At 67.9% G+C, this 20,441-nt stretch carries 19 protein-coding genes; 5 read left to right on the forward strand and 14 right to left on the reverse strand.

Annotation, left to right across the window (positions count from 1 at the left end):
• Positions 1–122: 122 nt before the first annotated feature.
• Positions 123–1,334: an HDOD domain-containing protein gene (locus BLV15_RS03535; RefSeq protein ID WP_090224667.1), complete on the forward strand. Its 1,212-nt coding sequence runs from the start codon at positions 123–125 to the stop codon at positions 1,332–1,334.
• A gap of 13 nt (positions 1,335–1,347) precedes the next feature.
• On the opposite strand, the gene BLV15_RS03540 is transcribed toward BLV15_RS03535, so the two are convergent.
• Both BLV15_RS03540 and BLV15_RS03545 read right to left on the reverse strand, forming a co-directional pair.
• Positions 1,348–1,938 carry a 2-hydroxychromene-2-carboxylate isomerase gene (locus BLV15_RS03540; protein ID WP_090224669.1) on the reverse strand — a complete coding sequence of 197 codons (591 nt, stop codon included), beginning with the start codon at positions 1,936–1,938 and terminating at the stop codon, positions 1,348–1,350.
• Between the two features lie 39 nt (positions 1,939–1,977).
• A complete protein-coding gene (locus BLV15_RS03545; RefSeq protein WP_090224670.1) occupies positions 1,978–2,709 on the reverse strand; it encodes an SDR family oxidoreductase in 732 nt (243 codons plus the stop codon).
• A gap of 91 nt (positions 2,710–2,800) precedes the next feature.
• On the opposite strand from BLV15_RS03545, the gene BLV15_RS03550 reads away from it, so the two are divergent.
• Complete coding sequence (locus BLV15_RS03550) at positions 2,801–3,367, forward strand: TetR/AcrR family transcriptional regulator (RefSeq protein ID WP_090224672.1); 567 nt, start codon at positions 2,801–2,803, stop codon at positions 3,365–3,367.
• A 77-nt stretch (positions 3,368–3,444) separates the two neighbouring features.
• Here BLV15_RS03550 and BLV15_RS03555 read toward each other — a convergent pair whose 3' ends face one another.
• The 10 genes from BLV15_RS03555 to BLV15_RS03600 all read right to left on the reverse strand — a co-directional run bounded on the left by BLV15_RS03555 (position 3,445) and on the right by BLV15_RS03600 (position 13,957).
• A complete protein-coding gene (locus tag BLV15_RS03555) occupies positions 3,445–4,134 on the reverse strand; it encodes a uracil-DNA glycosylase family protein (protein ID WP_245728129.1) in 690 nt (229 codons plus the stop codon).
• A 1-nt stretch (position 4,135) separates the two neighbouring features.
• On the reverse strand, positions 4,136–4,666 hold the full coding sequence (locus BLV15_RS03560; protein WP_090224676.1) for a DUF3299 domain-containing protein: 531 nt from the start codon (positions 4,664–4,666) through the stop codon (positions 4,136–4,138).
• Positions 4,667–4,712: 46 nt separating this feature from the next.
• Positions 4,713–4,961 (reverse strand): GlsB/YeaQ/YmgE family stress response membrane protein, encoded by a 249-nt coding sequence (locus tag BLV15_RS03565; RefSeq protein ID WP_090224678.1) that lies wholly within the window; start codon positions 4,959–4,961, stop codon positions 4,713–4,715.
• A gap of 145 nt (positions 4,962–5,106) precedes the next feature.
• Positions 5,107–6,192, reverse strand: a complete 1,086-nt coding sequence (locus BLV15_RS03570; protein ID WP_090224679.1) for a 5-(carboxyamino)imidazole ribonucleotide synthase — start codon at positions 6,190–6,192, stop codon at positions 5,107–5,109.
• On the reverse strand, positions 6,192–6,683 hold the full coding sequence (gene purE / locus BLV15_RS03575; RefSeq protein WP_090224681.1) for a 5-(carboxyamino)imidazole ribonucleotide mutase: 492 nt from the start codon (positions 6,681–6,683) through the stop codon (positions 6,192–6,194). The genes BLV15_RS03570 and purE overlap by 1 nt, the downstream gene beginning before the upstream one ends.
• Positions 6,684–6,906: 223 nt before the next feature.
• Positions 6,907–9,306: a TonB-dependent siderophore receptor gene (locus BLV15_RS03580; protein ID WP_090224682.1), complete on the reverse strand. Its 2,400-nt coding sequence runs from the start codon at positions 9,304–9,306 to the stop codon at positions 6,907–6,909.
• 129 nt (positions 9,307–9,435) lie between these two features.
• Positions 9,436–10,419 carry a FecR family protein gene (locus tag BLV15_RS03585; RefSeq protein WP_090224684.1) on the reverse strand — a complete coding sequence of 328 codons (984 nt, stop codon included), beginning with the start codon at positions 10,417–10,419 and terminating at the stop codon, positions 9,436–9,438.
• Positions 10,416–10,988 (reverse strand): RNA polymerase sigma factor, encoded by a 573-nt coding sequence (locus tag BLV15_RS03590; protein WP_090224686.1) that lies wholly within the window; start codon positions 10,986–10,988, stop codon positions 10,416–10,418. Before BLV15_RS03590 ends, BLV15_RS03585 begins: the two co-directional genes overlap by 4 nt.
• A 172-nt stretch (positions 10,989–11,160) precedes the next feature.
• On the reverse strand, positions 11,161–12,924 hold the full coding sequence (locus BLV15_RS03595; protein ID WP_090224688.1) for an L-lactate permease: 1,764 nt from the start codon (positions 12,922–12,924) through the stop codon (positions 11,161–11,163).
• Between the two features lie 121 nt (positions 12,925–13,045).
• Complete coding sequence (locus tag BLV15_RS03600) at positions 13,046–13,957, reverse strand: LysR substrate-binding domain-containing protein (RefSeq protein WP_090224689.1); 912 nt, start codon at positions 13,955–13,957, stop codon at positions 13,046–13,048.
• Between the two features lie 284 nt (positions 13,958–14,241).
• Between BLV15_RS03600 and BLV15_RS03605 the strand changes: the two genes are divergently transcribed.
• The gene (locus BLV15_RS03605) at positions 14,242–15,672 is read left to right on the forward strand and encodes an aspartate ammonia-lyase (protein ID WP_090224691.1); all 1,431 of its coding nucleotides are present in this window, start codon (positions 14,242–14,244) and stop codon (positions 15,670–15,672) included.
• Positions 15,673–15,806: 134 nt separating this feature from the next.
• Here the strand turns inward: BLV15_RS03605 and glsB are convergent, their stop codons facing one another.
• Entirely contained in the window at positions 15,807–16,715 is a 909-nt protein-coding gene (gene glsB, locus BLV15_RS03610; protein WP_090224692.1) for a glutaminase B, read from the reverse strand.
• Between the two features lie 71 nt (positions 16,716–16,786).
• Complete coding sequence (locus BLV15_RS03615; protein WP_090224694.1) at positions 16,787–17,605, reverse strand: helix-turn-helix domain-containing protein; 819 nt, start codon at positions 17,603–17,605, stop codon at positions 16,787–16,789.
• Between the two features lie 172 nt (positions 17,606–17,777).
• On the opposite strand from BLV15_RS03615, the gene BLV15_RS03620 reads away from it, so the two are divergent.
• Positions 17,778–19,226, forward strand: coding sequence for an alanine/glycine:cation symporter family protein (locus BLV15_RS03620; RefSeq protein ID WP_090224696.1), 1,449 nt, complete (start codon positions 17,778–17,780; stop codon positions 19,224–19,226).
• 160 nt (positions 19,227–19,386) lie between these two features.
• A complete protein-coding gene (locus tag BLV15_RS03625; protein ID WP_090224697.1) occupies positions 19,387–20,379 on the forward strand; it encodes an asparaginase in 993 nt (330 codons plus the stop codon).
• Positions 20,380–20,441 lie beyond the last annotated feature (62 nt).

Here is a 20,441-nt window from a genome sequence, read left to right on the forward strand (position 1 = left end):
TGCCGCGATACGTACCTCTCGCCACCAGCACACGTCCGCAAGGAAGCCTCCGGTAGCGGCAGACGCCGCCAGATCGACCGATCGCGTCGGCGCACCGGAACCGTTCGACCACAGGAGTACCGATGTCCGACAAGCGCCCACCGCCGACCGTCCTGATCGCCGAAGACGATCGCTGGACCGCCGATCTGCTCGTGCAACTGGTCCGCAGCGCGCGCTGCGACGCGAATATCCAGCGCTTCGAGGACGGCCAGCAGGTGCTCGAGCTGTGCCAGCGCCGGCCGCCGAGCCTGGTGATCGCCAGTTCGCAATTGCGCGGGCTGGATGGCCTGGAACTGCTGCGTCAGCTGCGCCGCGACCGATCCAGGCCGCTGCTGCCGTTCTTCCTCATCGGCGCGAACGCCGACACCGCCAGCGTGCGCGCGGCGCTGCCGCTGCACCCCACGGCCTACCTGACCAAGCCCTTCGAGGCCGAGAAGCTGCTGCGACGGCTGCAGCAGGTGCTGATCGCGCCGGGCGAAGAGGTCGTCTACACGCCTCCCGCCGCGCCCCCGGGCATGACCCTGGACGCCTTTCTCGCCGACCAGCGCGAAAACGCCGAGGGCGCGCCACTGCTCGACGGCGTGCGTGAGGCGCTGCAGCGCCTGAACAGTCGCGACTGCGCCCTGGGCGAACTGGAAGCGCTGTTCGGCAAGGACCCGCACCTCACCGCCCAGCTCATCGCCGTCGCCAATTCGGCCCAGCGTGCCCGGGGCGGCAACTGCCAGACCCTCGGCCAGGCGCTGCCCAGGGTCGGTGTGGTGCATGCGCTGAACCTCGCCCTAGGCGTCGCCTTGCAACGCAGCGCCAACCTGGCGGACGAGACGCTCGCCGGGCTGGCCCGGCATTTCTGGGAGTATTCGCAGCGCACGGCCGACTACGCGCACTGGCTGGCCGAGCGACTCAAGGTCGACGCCGAGCTGTGCTACACCGCCGGTCTGCTGCATCGCCTGGGCGACCTCGCCGTGCTGCGCTCGCTGCAGGACTGGCGCAACGCCGCCGGCGCCCTGGACGAATTGAGCATCGACAGCAGCCTGCAGCGCCACAGTGCCGGCTTCGGGGGCGCCATGCGCACCCGCTGGCGCCTGCCGCTGGACCTGCGCCAGCTGATCGGCGCCACCTACCAACTCGGCAGCGGGGTCTACTCGCGCGAGGCGCTGATCATGAACCTGGCCGCGCAGCTCGCCGCGCAGACGCCGGGAGACCCGCCGCAGGCGCTGGCGGAAACCAAGGCCGCGCGCATGCTCGGTCTGGACAAGGGCACCCTCGCCCGCCTGCCGGTGGCGCAGGCGTCCTGAGCCGGCTTCCGGCTCAGGCCAGCGCCTCGCGAACGAAGTCGAGGCGATCCTGGCCGAAGAACATCGCGTCGCCGACGAACATCGTCGGTGCGCCGTACACCCCACGCCGGACCGCGGCCTCGGTGTTCGCCTTCAGCGCATCCTTCACCTCCTGATCGCCGACCAGCGCCAGCATCGCCTGCGGATTGAAGCCGGCCTCCACCAGGGTCTTGCCCAGCACCACCGGATCGCCGAGCTCGCGCGCGTCCACCCACAGCGCGCGGAAGATCGCCTGCAGATAGGCCTCGAAACGCTCCGGCTCGCGGAGCTGCATGCCGACGGCACCGCGCATCAGGGTCAGCGTGTTGATCGGGAAGCCGGCGGGAAAGGCCAGCGGCACGCCGTAACGGTCGGCGAACCGCTGCAGGTCGATATGGGAATGCCGGGCCTTGGCCGGCACCGCGGCCGGCGAGGCGTTGCCGGTGGCCTGGAACACGCCGCCCAGCAGCATCGGCACATAGATCAGCTCGGCGCCGGCCTCCGCGCACAGCTTCGGCAGCTGGGTGTACGCCAGGTAGCTGGCGGGGCTGCCGACGTCGAACAGGAATTCCACGGTTTTACTCATCGATTCGTTCTCTTGTTGTGGGTTGTTCCGCGGCCTCGCTCACCAGCGCTCGCTCCAGGGGCGCAGGTCGAGCTCGAAGGTCCAGGCATCGCGCGGCTGGCTGTGCAGGAACCAGTAGTTATCGGCGATGTGCTCGGGGTCGAGGATGCCATCCTGGTCTTTCGTCGCGTACTTCTCCGGGAAGTTCTCGCGGATGAAATCCGTATCGATGGCGCCGTCCACCACCACGTGGGCGACATGCAGGTTCCGTGGCCCCAGTTCGCGCGCCATGCTCTGCGCCAACGCGCGGATGCCGTGCTTGGCCCCGGCGAAGGCGGCGAACCCGGCGGCCCCGCGCAGCCCGGCGGTGGCACCAGTGAAGAGGATGGTCCCGCGCTCGCGGCCGACCATCCGCAGCGCCGCTTCGCGGGCGCAGAGGAATCCGGAGAAGCAGGCCATTTCCCAGATCTTGAAGTACTTGCGCGCGGTTTCCTCGAGGATGCTGCACGGCACGTTGGCGCCGATGTTGAACACCAGCACCTCGACCGGGCCGATGTCCCGCTCGATCTCCTCGAACAGCGCCTGTACCGCCTCCTCGCGTCGGGCGTCCGAGGCGAAACCGTGCGCCTCGCCGCCCTCGGCGCGGATCGAATCCACCAGCGGCTGCAGCTTGTCCGCACTGCGCCGGGTGACGCAGGCGACGTATCCCTCCCGGGCGAAGCGCCGGGCGATGGCGCCGCCGGTGGCATCGCCGGCACCGATGATCAGGGCAACCTTCTTGTTGTTATGCATGGATGGCCTCTTTACTGAATGATCGTTTACTAAACGGACGTTATGCTACGATCCGCCGCATCGTCAAGTTGCCTGCGACACAGGAGGCCCCGTGCGCTACGCCGCCGATCACAAGGATCAGACCCGCGAGAAACTGCTCGAAAGCAGCGGCGCCATCGCCAAGCATGGCGGCTTCTCGGCCTCCGGCGTGGCTGGGCTGATGAAGGCCATCGGCCTCACCGGCGGCGCCTTCTACAGCCACTTTTCCTCCAAGGACGAGCTGTTCGCCGCCATCGTCCGCCGCGAACTGAGCCATAGCCTCAAACTGCTTGGCGGCGGCGAAGCCGGGGGCACCGACGCCAACCGCGCCAAGTTGCGGCGCTGCCTGGCGCGCTACCTGAGCATGGCCCATGTCCGGCGACCCGACAGTGGCTGCGCGATCCCCAGCCTGGGCGCGGAAATCGCCCGCGCCGAACCCGCCGTACGCGAAGAAGCCGAGCGCTGGCTGCTCCAGCTGCAAGAGGCTTGGAGCGAGGTGCTCGGCGACCCACAACTGGCCTGGGCACTGATCGCCCAGTGCGTCGGCGCCCTGGTGCTGGCGCGCATGATGGCGAGCGCGCAGTGCCAGGAAGACGTGCTGGCCGCGAGCCGCGGGCTCGTGGAGAAGACGCTGGGCTGAGGCGGACACCTGTACCTTTCATGTCCACCCGCGGCCAGTGTTGGATTCGCGGGTGGATGTGGAAGGCGACATCCACCCTACGCCGGGCGGAAATCCGCGCCGATCTGCAACGCCTCCAGCCGGGCGCGCAGCAATTCGGGAAAGCGCTTGAACCAGACCTGGTTCAGCGGTGAGGGATGCGGCAACGGGTGCAGACGCAGGCGCCGCGCGACACCCGCTTCGGACAGCTCGACCTCGATGTGCGCCGTGAAGCGGTCTTCGCGCTGCCAGAACGCTTCCAGCGCCCGGCGCACCTCGCGCGGCTGGTAGATGGCGAACCAGAGGAATGCCTCGCGGCCGAGGGTCACCACGTCGCGCCCCTGCCAGCCTTTCAGCAACAGCTCGCGCATCAGTGGATGGACGCGTCTCTTCACCGCCATCGACCAGGCCTTGTTGCCCAGCGGCTTGTACGGCACGGTGTTGATCCAGAAGAACGGCCGGCCCACCCCGCGCAGCGCCTCGAAGTCGCTCGTCGACTCGCCGTGCAGCTGCCGGTAGAGCACCTTGCGCACGATCTGCCCGCCGCTGCCGATGAAGGGCTCGCCGTGGCACACCTCCTCGCGGCCAGGATCGCGGCCGAAGAATGCCAGAGGCGCGTGCGGGTCGCCGAGGCCGATGATCGGCTCCAGCGGGTCCTTGTCGAAGTGCGAATAGACGGCGAGGTCGATGCCGTCGGTCTGCTTCGCCTGCGCGCGAAACGCGCGGCGCAGCGCGGCGCTGATCGCCACCCTAGAGGTCCGCGTCCTCGACCGGGCGCACTCGGGTGGCGTCCAGCGCATAGGCGGCGTCGGCCATGTCGTTGCTGACCTTCTCCACCTTCAGCGGCCCCTCGACCCACAGCGGCGCGTAGATGTCGGACAGCAAGATGCCCTTGGGATAGCGCACCAGCACGATCTGGTTCGGTGGTGGCGGCGGTACGTGGATGCAGGCGCCGGGATACGGCACGAGGAAGAACAGGGTGCTGCGCCCCTTGGCGTCCGACTCCAGCGGAACCGGATAACCGCCCAGGCGCAGCGCCTTGCCGTCGAGCTTGGCCACCGTCTTCGCCGAATACATCACCGCCGGCAATCCCTTCTCCTGCTTGATGCCGCCCTTGGCGCTGAAGCCCTTGCCTTCGGGGGTGTCATGGCTGATCTCGGGCATCTGCTCGAGCGCCTTGCGGTCCGACGGCGGCATCAGTTCCAGCCAGTCGGTTTCAGGCAGCTCGGCATGAACCAGGGAAGACAGCAGGCACAGCAGCAACAGAGAGAGTCGGCGCATGGATTCGGTCGAAGAGAGGGGGGTGGGCCGCAAGCGGCCCGATCGGTCAGCGTTTGCGGCTGACCAGGCCGTAGATCACCAGCAGGATGATCGCACCGACGACCGCGCCGATAAAGCCCGCCGCTTCGCCGGCCTGGTAGATGCCCACGGCCTGGCCGCCATAGGTCGCCAGCAGTGCGCCGCCGATGCCCAGCAGGATGGTCATGATCCATCCCATGCTGTCATCGCCAGGCTTGAGGAAGCGTGCGACCAGGCCGACGATCAGGCCGATGAAGATGGTTCCGATGATGCCCATGCGAATCTCCTGAATATGAAAGAGACGCGGCAAAGCGCCGCGTTGTGCATGGGACCGGAGAGGACAAACGCAAGTTCGCGAAAAACTGCGCAAGGCCCGCGGGAGAGCCACGCGAGCGGCGCCGGGCGCGCGGGTTCGGCGTGGCTCAGACCTTGGCGATCAGCGCTTCGACGGCGGCGATGCGCTGTTTCAGCGTCGCGGCATCGGCGCTGCGCAGGGTGGCGTGGCCGACCTTGCGCCCGGCCTTGAAGGCCTTGCCGTAGTGGTGCAGGTGGCAGTCGGCGAGCGCCACGACCTGCTCGGTGGGCGGCACTTCGCCGATGAAGTTGAGCATCGCGCTCGCGCCGAGGGCGGCGGTGGAGCCCAGCGGCAGGCCGACGACCGCGCGCAGGTGGTTCTCGAACTGGCTGCACTCGGCGCCTTCGATGGTCCAGTGCCCGGAGTTGTGCACGCGCGGGGCGATCTCGTTGGCCTTCAGCCCGCCGTCCACTTCGAAGAACTCGAAGGCCAGCACGCCGACGTAGTCGAGTTTGTTCAGCACGCGGCCAACGTAATCCTCGGCGAGCGCCTGCAGCGGATGCACGGTGCTGGCCACCGAGAGACGCAGGATGCCGTTGTCGTGGGTGTTGTGCACCAAGGGGTAGAAGCGCGTTTCGCCGTCACGGGCGCGCACCGCGATCAGCGAGACTTCCCCGGTGAAGGGCACGAAGCCCTCGAGGATGCAGGGCACGCCGCCCAGTTCGGCGAACGCGCCGGCCACGTCGGCCGGGGTGCGCAGGACCTTCTGCCCCTTGCCGTCGTAGCCCAGGGTGCGGGTCTTCATCACCGCCGGCAGGCCGATGGCGGCCACCGCGGCGTCGAGATCGGCCTGCGAATGGAGGTCGGCGAATTCCGGCGTCGGAATGCCCAGCTCCTTGAACATCGATTTCTCGAACCAGCGATCACGGGCTATGCGCAGCGATTCCGCGTTCGGGTAGACGGGCACGAACTGCGAGAGGAAGGCCACGGTTTCCGCCGGCACGCTCTCGAACTCGAAGGTCACCAGGTCCACTTCGTCGGCCAGCTGGCGCAAGTGGTCCTGATCGCCGTAATCGGCGCGGATGTGCTCGCCGAGGGCGGCGGCGCAGGCATCCGGCGCGGGGTCGAGGAACGCGAAGTCCATCCCCAGCGGAGTTCCCGCCAGGGCCAGCATGCGGCCCAGTTGGCCGCCACCGATCACGCCGATCTTCATCACTGAGCCCTCGGGTCCGGGTTGTCCAGTACGGTCTGGGTCTGCTCGTCGCGGAACTGCTTGAGCGCGACGTGGAACTGCGGGTGCGTGTGGCCGAGGATGCTCGCCGCCAGCAGCGCCGCATTCACCGCGCCGGCCTTGCCGATGGCGAGGGTGGCGACCGGAATGCCGGCGGGCATCTGCACGATGGACAGCAGCGAGTCGACGCCCGACAGCATCGACGACTGCACCGGCACACCCAGCACCGGCAGGTGGGTCTTGGCCGCGCACATGCCCGGCAGGTGCGCGGCGCCGCCGGCGCCGGCGATGATCACCTGGATACCGCGCTCCTCGGCCTGCTCGGCGTACTGGAACAGCAGGTCCGGCGTGCGGTGCGCGGAGACCACCTTCACCTCGAACGGTATGCCGAGTTTTTCCAGCATCTCGGCGGTGTGACTGAGGGTGGACCAGTCGGACTTGGAGCCCATGATCACGCCTACCAGTGCGCTCATCGTCGTGCCTCTTGCGTCGGGCGCCCGCGGGCGCAGAAACCAACAAGCCACGCTGGAGACCAGGCGTGGCTTGTGTGCGAAGCGACCGTGCCGGGCCGCGAAGGCCGCGCAGTATAACCCAAGGCGCAAGCGGCGACAGCCCGCCGTTCGGCGCCCCCGAAGCCTGCCGCGCATCGCCCCCGCCGCGCCGCAAACGGCGTCCGCAGGTGCTCGCCCGACGGTGCTAGAAGCTGACGGTGGTGGACACCAGGAATTGCCGCGCCTCGCCGACCGAAACGTAGTTGCGGCTGGCGCTGGACGAGTAGTAGCGGCGATCGAAGAGGTTCTTCACGTTGAACTGGAAGCCGACGTCGTGGCCGCCCAGGCGCGTGTCGTAGCTGGCGAAGGCGTCGGCCACCGTGTAGGCCGGCAGGTCGAAGGTGTTGCTGGCGTCGCCGGCACGCTCGCCGACGTGCCGCGCGCCGGCGCCCAGGCGCAGGTTGTCGCCGCCGAACAGCGAACCGACCTGGTACACCGCCGACAGCGACGCGGTGTTCCGCGCCACGTTCTGCAGACGATTGCCCTGGTAGAGCGGGTCCTCGGTGACCTCGGCATCCAGCCAGGCGTAGCTGCCGATCAGGCTCCAGCGTTCGCTGAGCTGGCCGCTGACATCCAGTTCCAGGCCGTAGGAGCGCACTTTGCCCGCCGCGCGGCTGACGGTGGAGCCGCCCACCTCCTCGGTGACCAGCACGTTGCGCTTGTGGATGTCGAACAGCGCCAGGTTGGCGGTGACCCGGTCCGGGATATCCAGCTTGGCGCCCAGCTCCCAGGACTTGCCCTCCTCCGGCGCGACGGACGAATCGATCACTGCATCGCTGGCCAACGGCGCGATGGTCGAGTTCGGCTTGAACGACTCGCTGTAGCTGGCATACAGCGAGAAGCTATCGTCGAAGCGGTAGACCACGCCGCCGCGCGGCACCCAGACCTGGCCATTGATGTTGGTGTTGGCCCGGAATGGCCGGCCGCGCCCGGCGTACTGGTCGTAGATCAGGTAGCGGCCGCCGGCGACCAGGATCCAGTGCTCGTCCAGGTGCAGCGAGTCCTGCAGGTACAGCGAGTCGGTGCGCAGCTTGTCGGTCTGGTCGCTCGATCCGGCATCGGCCACGTCGGACGGATCGACCGTGCCATAGACCGGATCGTCGTAGTTCAGCGGACTGTTGCCGCCACGAATCAGGTCGGCGCGGAAGATCTTGCGCTTCTCGCTGTCGATGCCCACCACCAGTTCGTTGCGATAGCCGGCGATCTGCAGGTCGCCACTCAGGCTGGCGGTGGCGAAACTGTCGCTGCTGACCGCGCCGTGGGTGCCGTCGATACGCCGCGTCACGGTGCCGTTGCCGTTGACGCCCGTCACCCGCGCCTGGTTGTCGTCGTAGGTCTCGCGGGTCCAGCCGTAGGCGAAGTTGGCCTTCCAGGTTTCGTCCAGGCGGTGCTCGACGGCCAGCCGGGTCAGGTCCGAACGCCCTTCGGTGACGTTGAAGGCCTCGTCCAGCCGGCGTGTGCGCGGGATGTCCAGCGGCTTCAGGGTTGCCGGATTGATCGCCGTGCCGCGGTCGAACGGGGTCTCGAACTCGCGATGCTCGTAGCTCAGGTTGACCGTGGTGTCCTCGCCGTACCAGGCCAGCGACGGCGCCACCAGAGTCTCGCGGAAGTTGCCGAAGTTGCGCCAGTAATCCTCCTCCTGGTGGTCGACGATCATCCGGTAGGCCAGCCCGCTGTCACCCAACGCGCCGGTGCTGTCCAGCCCGCCGCCGCTACCGCTCTTGCCGTGGGCGTAGGTCGAGCCACGCAGGGTCAGGGCGTTGTACTGCTCCAGCTGCGGCTTCTTGCTGACCACGTTGACGATTCCGCCCGGGTCCTGGATGCCGTAGAGCAGCGCCGCCGGGCCCTTGAGCACTTCGACGTGGTCGGCGCTGGCGCTGAGGCTGCGGCCGAGGATCGACGGCAGGCCGTCGCGCATGATCGAGCCGTCGCGGTTGTCGCCGAAGCCGCGCTTGCTCACCGCGTCCTGGGTGCTGCCGAGGGTGTTGGCCTGGGTGATGCCGCTGATGTTGTTCAGCGCGTCGTCGAGGTTGCGCGGTTTCTGGTCGCGCAGCACCTGGGCCGGAACCACGTTGACGGTCTGCGGCACTTCCAGGAGCGGGGCGCCGCTGCGGGTGATCGAGGGTGTGCCGCTGGGCTGATAGCTGTAGCGGCTGGCGTCCTCGGCGGTCACCGTCAGGCCATCCAGGTTCATCGCCTGCGTCGCGGCCTGTGGCTCGACGGTGAAGGTTCGTTCGTCGACCTGGCGGGACGCGTAGCCACTGCCCGCCAGCAACCGCTGCAGTGCCTGCGCGGCACTCATCGAGCCCTCGAGCGCCGGCGCGCCGAGCGTAGCCGGCAAGGCGCTGGTGTAGACCACCGCCAGACCGGTGATGCGGCTGAACTGGTCGAGCGACTGCGCCAGCGGCTGCGCGGCGAGGGAGAACCGGAAGCGCCCTTCGACCTGCTCCGCGGTGGATTGCGCGTGGGCGGGCGCCGGCAGGCCAACGCCGAGGAACAGCAGAGCGGCGGCGAACGGAGTGAGCGGCGGGAAGGGGCGTTTCATCGTGCGGTCTCCGTAGAGGAAATGGCGTTGATGCGAATTGATCGCACCACCACTACACGAAGCCGCCGCGCGTTTACCTCACTTGGACGCGGAAAATAATCGCCGCCGACGGGAAAAAGTGCCGCCGGCTCAGCGGATGAGGATCAGCCGATCGAACAGCAGCGTGCTCTGGCAACCGAGCACGGCGCACAGCGAAGCCACTGCGGACGGGGCGTCGTCGCCGGCGACAGACACGCTGACACGGCGCGCGGCGAGGGCTGGGTCGAGGAGCAGGATGCGCCCGCGGTAGCGGCTGCCCAGGGCCTCCAGCACCTCGCCCAACGGCGCCTGGAGGAAACTCAGCCGACCGTCGCGCCAGGCCAGCGCCAAGTGGCTGTCCACGGCATGCGGCTCGCCGAGGTGCCCGTCGGCCAGGCGCACGCGCTGGTTGGCGCCGAGCACGCGGGTTTCACCGGCGGCGGCGACTTCCACGCGGCCTTCTTCGACGGTGACCGCCGTGCCCGACGCCTGGCGACGCACCTCGAAGGCGGTGCCGAGTACCCGCGTGATGCTGTCGCCGGTTTCGACCTGGAACGGACGGCCGTCATGCGCGACCTTGAACCAGGCGCCGCCGCGCAACAGTTCGACTCGCCGCAGCGGCCCTTCGATACGAACGTTCAGCGCGCTGTCGGCATCCAGCAACACGCGCGAGCCGTCGCCCAGGTTCAGCTCGCGCACTTCACCGGCGGCGCTGACTTCATCGGCGCGCAGGTTCTGCCACGCCTGTACCGGACGCAGCCAGCCGCCGCCCCAGAGCACCAGCAGCAGGCAGCAGGCGCCGGCCAGCGCGCCGGGCCAGTGGCCGAGCAGCGGCAGCCGGTTTTTGCGCCGAAGGGTCTGCAGATAGCCCTGCAACGCGCGCGCCTCCTCGTCGGCGAGCGACCGCGCCGGCGCTTCGCTGACGCTCCACAGCGCCTCGGCGCGGGCGTAGGCGTCCAGATGCCGGGGGTCGGCCGCCAGCCAGCGGATGAACGCGTGGGCATGGCGATGCGGCGCGCGACGGCGGCGCAGCAGCCAGCGCCAGGCTTCACGCTCCTGGCGGGCGGTCGGTGAATCGGACGCGGGCGCTGTCATGCTGGGCTTCCTGGCGCTGAGCTTTCCCTGGCTGGAGCCGGCGGATTCGCCAGGCTCGCCTTGCAGGCCTCGAGGGCGCGCATCATATGTTTTTCCACCGCGCTTTGGGACACGCCGACGGCCCGGGCGATCTCGCCATAGGTGCAGCCGTGGATGCGGTTGAGCAGGAAGATGTGCCGGGTGCGCTCCGGCAGGCCGCGCAGCGCCGCGTCCACATTGCGCAGGTCGTCGCCGGCCAGCAGCCCGGCTTCCAGCGCATCCGGGCGCTGTTCGTCGGGCACCGGGAAGGCGTTGAGCGTGCGACTGCGCGAACCTTCCAGGCGCAGGTGGTCGATGGCCAGGTTGCGCGCGCAGCGCAACAGGTAGGTGCCCATTTCCTCGACCTGCAGCACCGGCCGGCGCCAGAAGCGCAGGAACAGGTCCTGGACCAGATCGGCGGCGGTGGCGCGGCAACCGACCTGGCGGCTGACCAGCGACTCCAGGCGCTGGCGGTTGGCGAGGAACACGCGCAGGAAATCCTCCTGGGAATCCAGCGGCGGCGGCTCGGGGGAAGGGCGATCGGGAGTCATTGCACGACGGCGTCACGGCTGTGCGCCGGGGCGGCGCGACGAAATGACTCAAATGATAATGCTTATCAGGAAACTTCGATAGCGACCGGCGAGGACCGGTCGCGATTTCGCTTCGCGGCCATCCCGCGCGGATGGCCGGATCGTGACGGGCGCTGCGGGCCCGTCGTCGGCGTCAGTGCCCGCCCACCACCATCGCGGTGAACGGCGAGACGTACGCCTGCAGCGTCACCAGCAGGCCGACCAGCACGGCCAGCACGATGGAGTGGAAGAAGACGTAGCGCAGGATTTCACCCTCGTGCCCGTACCAGCGCGTCGCGGTTGAGGCGACCACGATCGACTGCGCATCGACCATCTTGCCCATCACCCCGCCGGAACTGTTGGCCGCCGCCATCAGCACCGGGCTCAGCCCGAGCTGTTCGGCGGTGACCTTCTGCAGGCCGCCGAAGAGCACGTTGGACGCGGTATCCGAGCCGGTCAGCGCCACCCCCAGCCAGCCGAGCAGCGTGCCGAACAGCGGGTAGAAGATCCCCGTCGCGGCGAACGCCAGGCCCATGGTCGCGTCCAGCCCCGAGTAGCGCGTGAGGAAACCGAGCGCGAGCATCGCCACGATGGTGATCAGCGAGTAGCGCACCACCCAGATCGTTTTCACGTAATGCCTGGCCAGCGCCAGTGGCGAGTAGCCCATCAGCAGACCGCCGATGATCGCCGCCAGGAGGATGCCGCTGCCGGTCGAGGTGAACCAGTTGAACTTGTACAGCGCCTCCTCGGTTTTCGCCTGGGGCACGACCGGCGGCACCTTCTCGATCTTCTGGTGGATGGCGTCGAAGGTCAGCACCGGCGAGAAGATCGGGTTGGCCTCGGTCTTCGGCTTGCCGGTGGGGTCGAGCAGCACCGCGCCGGTCTGCGGATCGAGCGCGGGACGGGTATCGAACATCGACTTGAAGCCCTGGGTGCCCCAGGCGAAGACGAACACGGTGAGGATGATCCACGGCATCCAGGCGCGCAGCACGGCGCGCTGGCCGTCGCCGGAGAACGCCGCGGCGCCGCCGGGCTTCTCATCCGGATCGACATCCACCTTGGAATTGTCGACGCGGCCCGACAGCGCCGCCGAGGTGTGGACGGTCTTCGGTTTCCAGACCCGGAGGAAGCCGGTCAGGCAGGCCATCGAGATCAGCGCCGCGATTACGTCCACCAGCATCGGACCGTGGTAGTTGGAGACGATGAACTGCGGCACGGCGAAGGTGACCCCCGCGATCAGGATCGCCGGCCAGATTTCCATCATCTTGCGCCAGCCGGCGAAGGCCCAGATCAGCCAGAACGGCACGATCACCGAGAAGAACGGCAGTTGCCGGCCGACCATCGCCGACAGCTCCATCTCGTCCAGCCCGGTGACCTTGGCCAGGGTGATGATCGGCGTGCCCAGCGCGCCGAACGCCACCGGCGCGGTGTTGGCGATCAGCGCCAGGCCGGAGGCCGCCAGCGGCGAGAAACCGAGGCCGATGAGGATCGCCCCGGTCACCGCCACCGGCGTGCCGAAGCCCGCCGCGCCCTCGAAGAAGGCACCGAAGCAGAAGGCGATCAGCAGCAGCTGCAGGCGCCGGTCGTCGGTGATTCGCGCCAGGGAGTCCTGCAGCACCTTGAACGAGCCGTTCTCGGTGGTCAGGCGGTGCAGGAAGATGATGTTGAGGACGATCCAGCCGATCGGCAGCAGGCCGTTGGCCGCGCCGTAGAGCGCCGCCGAACCGGCCATGCCGGCGGGCATGCCGAAGGCGAAGATCGCGATGACCAGCGCCGAGCCCAGCGCCATCAAGGCCGCCAGGTGTGCCTTGACGTGGAAGAAGGCCAGCGCCGCGAGCATCACGACCACCGGGACGGCGGCCATCAACGTCGAGAAAAGCGCATTGCCAAAGGGGTCGTAGAGTTGTTGCCAGATCATGTGCCACCTCGTTTTTATTGTTAGTAGCGAACGGTGAAGAGCGGTCTTCAAGCACGAAAAGCAGCAGGAGTATAGGTCGTTTTTCCACCCTGCCAGGCCGATCGAAAAAAGCCCGGAAAGCTCACTCCTGAGCGCTGTTCGCGGCACTTTCGAGCTTGCGCCAGAGCAGGCGCACGGTTGCCTTGCGCAACAGCGCGCAGCGGTACAGGCGAATCTCCAGCGGCACCTGCCAGTGTTCGCCGCCACACACGCGCAGATCGCCGCGCGCCAGCTCCGCCTCCACGCTCAGCCGCGGCACCCAGGCCACGCCCAGCCCCTGCAGCGCCATGCTCTTGAGGCTGTCGGCCATCGCCGTTTCGTAGACCGTGGTCGAACGCAGCGCACGCTGGCGCAGCAGCAGGTTCACCGAGCGACCGAGAAAGGCTCCAGCGCTGTAGGCGAGCAGCGGCACGCTCTGCCCGCTGTCGAGATCGAACAGCGGCTGGCCGTCGGCCGCCACCGCGCACACCGGCAGCATCGAGGTGGCGCCCAGGTGCAGCGAGGGAAAGATCTCCGGGTCCATCTGCAACGCGGCATCCGGGTCGTAGTAGGCGAGGATCAGGTCGCAGGCGCCCTCGCGCAGCGCGTGCACCGCCTCGCCGACGTTGCTCGCCAGCAGGCGGCTGGCGATGTTCAGGCCCTGCTCGCGCAGACCGGCGATCCAGGCCGGAAAGAACCCCAGCGCCAGCGAATGCGCCGCGGCGATCTGCAACACCTCGCCCTGCTGGCCTTCGAGGTGGTGCAGATGGCGCGCCACCTCGCCCAGCTGTTCGACCACGCTGCGCGCGCTGACCAGGAACAGCTGCCCCGCCTCGGTCAGCTCCACCGGCGTGCGCGCCCGGTTCACCAGGGTCAGGCCGAGCGCCTCTTCGAGGCTGCGGATGCGCCGGCTGAAGGCGGGCTGGGTGACGAAGCGCTTCTGCGCCGCCTGGGAAAAGCTGTGCGTGGCGGCCAGGGCGATGAAATCTTCCAACCATTTGGTTTCCAGGTTCATGGCGGTTCTCGGCAAGATGGCGAGGAGATTATGCCTCTACTGCATCAGGACGCTCACCCGCTCCGTCATTCAACGGTCGTCGAAATGCACAGCAAGGCAACGTATTCGCCGTATTCCGGGAGCATTCCGGCCGGACACGTCCCGTCGCCGGCCAAGGTCACGCGGATGCTCATGCCGTTCCGGCATGGGGCAGCGTTTAACAGCATTGGCCGGCACCGTGTTGGCCGCCCTACTCTGCACGCCATCGCGGCCTCGTCCGCCTTTCCCAGAGTCAGCCCCCGATCATGTCCAGCGTCGCCGCCCCTCGCATCGAAAAAGACCTGCTTGGCACCCTCGAAGTCCCCGCCGAGGCCTACTACGGCATCCAGACCTTGCGCGCGCTCAACAACTTCCGCCTGTCCGGCGTCCCGCTGGCGCATTACCCGAAGCTGGTGGTCGGCCTGGCGATGGTCAAGCAGGCCGCAGCCGACGCCAACCGCGAGCTGGGTTACCTGTCGGCGGACAAGCACGCGGCGATCAGCCAGGCCTGCGCACGCCTGATCCGCGGCGAATTCCACGGGCAGTTCGTCGTTGACATGATCCAGGGCGGTGCCGGCACCTCGACCAACATGAACGCCAATGAGGTCATCGCCAACCTGGCGCTGGAGGCGCTCGGCAAGCAGAAAGGCGAGTACCAGCACCTGCACCCGAACAACGACGTGAACATGGCGCAGTCGACCAACGATGCCTACCCGACGGCGATCCGCATCGGCCTGCTGCTCGGCCATGACACCCTGCTGGCCAGCCTGGAAAGCCTGATCCAGGCCTTCGCCGCCAAGGGCGAGGAGTTCGCCCAGGTGCTGAAGATGGGCCGCACGCAGTTGCAGGACGCCGTACCCATGACCCTCGGCCAGGAGTTCCACGCCTTCGCCACCACCCTCGGCGAAGACCTCCAGCACCTGCGCCGCCTGGCCCCCGAGCTGCTCACCGAGGTAAACCTCGGCGGCACCGCCATCGGCACCGGCATCAACGCCGACCCGCGCTACCAGGCGATCGCCGTCGCCCGGCTCGCCGAGATCAGCGGCCAACCGCTGAAAGCCGCCGCCGACCTGATCGAAGCCACCTCCGACATGGGTGCGTTCGTGCTGTTCTCCGGCATGCTCAAGCGCACCGCGGTGAAACTGTCGAAGATCTGCAACGACCTGCGGCTGCTCTCCAGCGGCCCACGCACCGGGATCAACGAAATCAACCTTCCGCCGCGCCAGCCGGGCAGCTCGATCATGCCGGGCAAGGTCAACCCGGTGATTCCCGAGGCGGTGAACATGGTCGCCTTCGAGATCATCGGCAACGACCTGGCGCTGACGATGGCGGCCGAGGGCGGCCAGCTGCAGCTCAACGTGATGGAACCGCTGATCGCCTACAAGATCTTCGACTCGATCCGCCTGCTGCAGCGCGCCATGGACATGCTCCGCGAGCATTGCGTGGTGGGCATCAGCGCCAACGTCGAGCGCTGCCGCGAACTGGTCGAGCACTCGATCGGCCTGGTCACCGCGCTGAACCCCTACATCGGTTACGAGAACGCCACGCGCATCGCCAAACTGGCGCTGGACAGTGGCCGCGGCGTACTCGAACTGGTGCGCGCCGAAGGCCTGCTCGACGACGCCATGCTCGCCGACATCCTGCGCCCGGAAAACATGATCGCCCCGCGCCTGGTGCCGCTGAAGGCGACCGTGTAAGCCCTGACGCGTCAACGGTCACCCGGCATTGGGGCCACTCTCCCCAAGTCCCTCAGGGAGATACGGCGCGAGCTGTATCTCCTTTTTATGGGCCGGATTCCGGGTCGGGGGAGAAGGCAACAGGCGCCGCCGACCTAGAACACCGAGGCACCGATGCGCTGGCTGAGCAGCTCCAGGGCGGCCATTCCCGCCAGCGAGTTGCCCGCGGCATTCAGCTCCGGCGACCACACGCATACGCTGAAGCGCCCCGGCACGACGGCGACGATGCCGCCGCCCACGCCGCTCTTGCCCGGCAGGCCGACACGGTAGGCGAAGTTGCCGGCTTCGTCGTACAGCCCGCTGGTGGCCATGATCGAGTTGACCTGCTGGGTCTGCCGCTCGCTGAGAATCTGCGCGCCGCTGTGCGTGCAGAAACCGTCGTTGGCGAGAAAGGAGAAGGCCCGCGCCAGGTCCACGCAGCTCATGCGCAACGCGCAGTGACTGAAGTAGCTGCGCAGCACCGCTTCCACGTCGTTGTGAAAATTGCCGAAGGCCTGCATCAGGTAGGCCATGGCCGCGTTGCGCGCGCGGTGGCGGTATTCGGATTCGGCGACGTGCAGGTCCACCGCCACCTCGCGATTACCGGACAGGCGCCGGACGAAATCGCGCATGGACAGCGCCGGCGCGGCGAAGCGCGACTGGTTGATGTCGCAGATCACCAGCGCACCGGCGTTGATGAAGGGATTGCGCGGCCGGCCGCGCTCGAACTCCAGCTGTACCAGCGAATTGAACGGTTGCCCGGAGGGTTCGTGGCCGAGGCGCTGCCAGATCGACTCGCCCGAGTGCTCGATGGCCTGCACCAGGCTGAACACCTTGGAGATGCTCTGCACGGAAAACGGCGTCTGCGCATCGCCGGCGCTGAACACTTCGCCATCCAGGCCGTACACGGCGATTCCCAGTTGCGCGGCGGGCACCTCGCCCAGCGCGGGTATGTAGTCGGCCACTTTGCCCTGGCCGATCAGCGGGCGAACTTCGTCGAGGATTTCACTTAACAGCGCGTGCATGCTCAGGCTCCCAGGCAACCTCAGCTAGACGCCGACCGCCCGTGCGAAAGCACAGCGAACGGCCACAGCGCTCACGAGCTCTCGAACAAACCGTCCCTGACCGGCCCGACCGCCAGCCGCTGGCGCACGTCATCGTCGATGCGCGGGTCGTCCGGGCGGTAGAGCATGACCTGGCGATAGGCGCTAACCCGGTTGATCTCCTCGCCGAGGAATTCCCACACCACGCGCGTGCAGGCGGGGGTGCGGCGATCACCGCTGGAGACGCCGGTCTTGATGCCGTTGAGGCGGGTGATGCGGCTCTTGTAGCTGGGGATGAGGATGGTCTGGCTCATCTCGTTGAGCGTCAGCGATTCGTAGTCGATCAGGAACACCCGGTCCTGCAGGTGGAAAGCCGCACCCAGGTAGCGGCAGCGCACCCAGTCCTCGGCCGGCAGGTTGCTGCTCGCCGAGCGCTCCTGACGTTCCTGGCGCTCGAACAGGAAGGTGCCGCGCTCCTCACGCAGGTGCACCAGCGAAAGCAGGATGTTGCCCGGCACGGACATGCAGTTGGAGTACTCGAAGTAGTACCCGCAGTAGCGCGCCAGGCTGGCGGACTGCTCGCGCAGCGGCTGCAGCAGGCTGTACAGCGGGTCGCCGGAGGGCGTGCTCGGCGTGTCGCTGGCGCGTGCGCCGATCAGCCGGGCGAACTGCTCGGCGGGCAGGCCCAGCTCGTAGTCCTCGACACCGAAGAAATCGCCGATGCGCCTGAGGTTGTAGGCCGTGGGGCGGCTCTGCCCGTTCAGGTACTTGTTGAACTGCGCGCGGTTGATCGCGAGCTTGCGGCAAACCTCCGCGATAGAGCGGTAGTGACTGCACAGCAGCTTGAGATTGAGGCCCAGATTATCCGACACGACGCGCCCTCGGATGATGCGAGGGGCGCGATTGTAGCATCAGCTCGCGTCACCTCGAATCGACCTGCGAAATTGCCTGGAGCGGAACCTTGGCCAACCATGCGCCCCACGTTTTTCCGCGCCTGGCGCATTCCACCGCTGCTTACGAACAATAAGAGTCGAGGAGACCTCCATGCTTGAAGTGATCAACAATTTCCTGTCGGGCAAGCTGCTGATCGTTCTGATCGTCGGGCTCGGCAGCTACTTCACCCTGCGCTCGCGCTTCGTGCAGTTTCGCCACTTCGGCCACATGTTCACCGTGTTCAAGGAATCCCTCCGCGGCCAGGGCGGACAGCTGAGCTCCTTCCAGGCGCTGATGCTGAGCCTCGCCGGCCGCGTCGGCGCGGGCAACATCGCTGGCGTGGGTATCGCCGTGACCCTCGGCGGGCCCGGCGCCGTGTTCTGGATGTGGGTGACGGCGCTGGTCGGCATGTCCAGCAGCTTCTTCGAATGCACCCTGGCGCAGGTCTACAAGCGCGCCGACGGCGACGGCCTGTATCGCGGCGGCCCGGCCTACTACATCCAGCACGGCCTGAAACTGCGCTGGATGGCGATGATCTTCTCGGTTCTGCTGCTGGTCACCTACGGCTTCGCCTTCAACGGCCTGCAGTCCTTCACCGTCACCCATTCGCTGGAGAACGCCTTCGGCTTCCCGGTGCAGTACACCGGCATCGGCCTGGCCGTGCTGCTGGGCCTGGTGTTCGTCGGCGGCATCAAGCGCATCGCCTCGGTCTCCGACCTGCTGGTGCCGGTGAAGACCCTGGCCTACATCGGCGTGACCCTCTACGTGATCTGCACCCAGATCGAACTGGTCCCGGACATGCTGGTGACCATCGTCAAGAGCGCCTTCGGCCTCGAACCGGCATTCGCCGGCCTGCTCGGCAGCGCCATCGTGATGGGCGTGAAGCGCGGCGTGTTCGCCAACGAAGCCGGCCTGGGCAGCGCGCCCAACGTCGCCGCCGTCGCCGCGGTGAAACACCCGGCCGCCCAGGGCGTGGTCCAGGCGTTCAGCGTGTTCCTCGACACCTTCGTGATCTGCACCTGCACCGCGCTGCTGATCCTGCTCTCCGGCTTCTACACGCCGGGCTTCGAGGGTGACGGCATCGTCCTCACGCAGAACTCCCTGGCCGCGGTCGTCGGCGACTGGGGCCGGATCTTCGTCAGCGTCGCGCTGAGCCTGTTCGTCTTCACCTGCATCCTCTACAACTACTACCTCGGCGAGAACGCCCTGCAGTTCCTCCTCGGCAAGAGCCGCACCGCGCTGCTGACCTACCGCGGCCTGGTGCTGGCGCTGATCTGCTGGGGCTCGATGCAGAACCTCTCCACCGTGTTCGCCTTCGCCGACATCACCATGACCTGCCTGGCCTTCGTCAACCTGATCGCCCTGGCACTGCTGATCAAGGTCGGCCTGCGCGTGATGAAGGACTACGACGCCCAGCGCAGCGCCGGTGTCGGCCAGCCGGTGTTCGACGCCCGCCAGTTCGCCGACCTGGACCTCGACCGCGACGCCTGGCCGAGCGCGCCGGCCAGCAGCGCGACCCACGAGCAGGCGCCGGCCAGCCTGGTGGAAAGCCACCGCTAAGCACTCCCACGCGTCGACCGGATGCCGTTTCTCCGCCCCGCGGGGAGGCGGCATCGTCGTATCGGGTAACGCTTTTCGCCCACGCCGGCGCGCATTCGCCGGCGGATTCGGCGCTATGCTGGCCCACCCGATTTCCCCTCCGCTTACCCAGGATTCAGGCATGAGCGCCGTCAACAACCTCTTCGTGCTCTACACCGGCGGCACCATCGGCATGCTGCAGACACCCGAAGGCCTGGTGCCCGCCGGCGGTTTCGAGGCGCGCATGCGCGAACACCTGGCCCGCCATGAGGTGCCGGCGCCGCGCTTCGTTTTCCAGGAAATGCTGCCGCTGCTGGACAGCGCCAACATGTCCCAGCGCGAATGGCTGGCGATGCGCGAGCAGATCGTCGCCGCCGTCGACCAAGGCGGCCACGACGGCGTACTGCTGCTGCACGGCACCGACACCCTCGCCTACAGCGCCGCCGCGCTGAGCTTCCTGCTGCTGGGCCTCGGCGTGCCGGTGGTGCTCACCGGCGCCATGCTGCCGGCCGGCGCCGACGGCAGCGACGCCTGGCCCAACCTGTGTGGCGCCCTGGCGGCGCTGGAGGCAGGCATCGAGCCGGGCGTGCACCTGTTCTTCAACGGCGAGCTGATGCACGGCGCGCGGGTCAGCAAACTGCGCAGCGATGCCTTCGACGCCTTCACCGTGCTGCCGCGCCGCCGCGAAGGCGAACGCGCCGCCGAACTGCCGTCTGCACTCGCCTACCGCCAGCCGCGCCAACCGGTGAATCTCGCGGTACTGCCGCTGTTCCCCGGCGTCCAGGCCAGCCATGTCCGCGCCCTGCTCGCCAGCGGCGTGCGCGGCCTGCTGCTGGAATGCTACGGCAGCGGCACCGGCCCCTCGGGCGATGCCGACCTGCTCGCCGCCCTGCGCGAAGCCCACGCCGGCGGCGTCGTGCTCGCCGCCATCAGCCAATGTCCCCAGGGTCACGTCGAATTCGGCGTCTACGCCGCCGGCAGCCAGCTGCGTGACGCCGGCCTCGTCTCCGCCGGCGGCATGACCCGCGAAGCCGCCCTCGGCAAACTCTTCACCCTCCTCGGCGCCGGCCTCGACCAGGCCGAGGCACAACGCTGGCTGGCGCTGGATCTGTGCGGGGAAATGGCGGAACGCTGAGGATCAAGGAAGGCGTCGCCTGGCGAGCGGTTTCTAGCGCCGTCAAACAGGCGCCGCTGATC

Origin of the sequence: Pseudomonas kuykendallii (assembly GCF_900106975.1) — a bacterium.
Classification (GTDB): domain Bacteria; phylum Pseudomonadota; class Gammaproteobacteria; order Pseudomonadales; family Pseudomonadaceae; genus Pseudomonas_O; species Pseudomonas_O kuykendallii.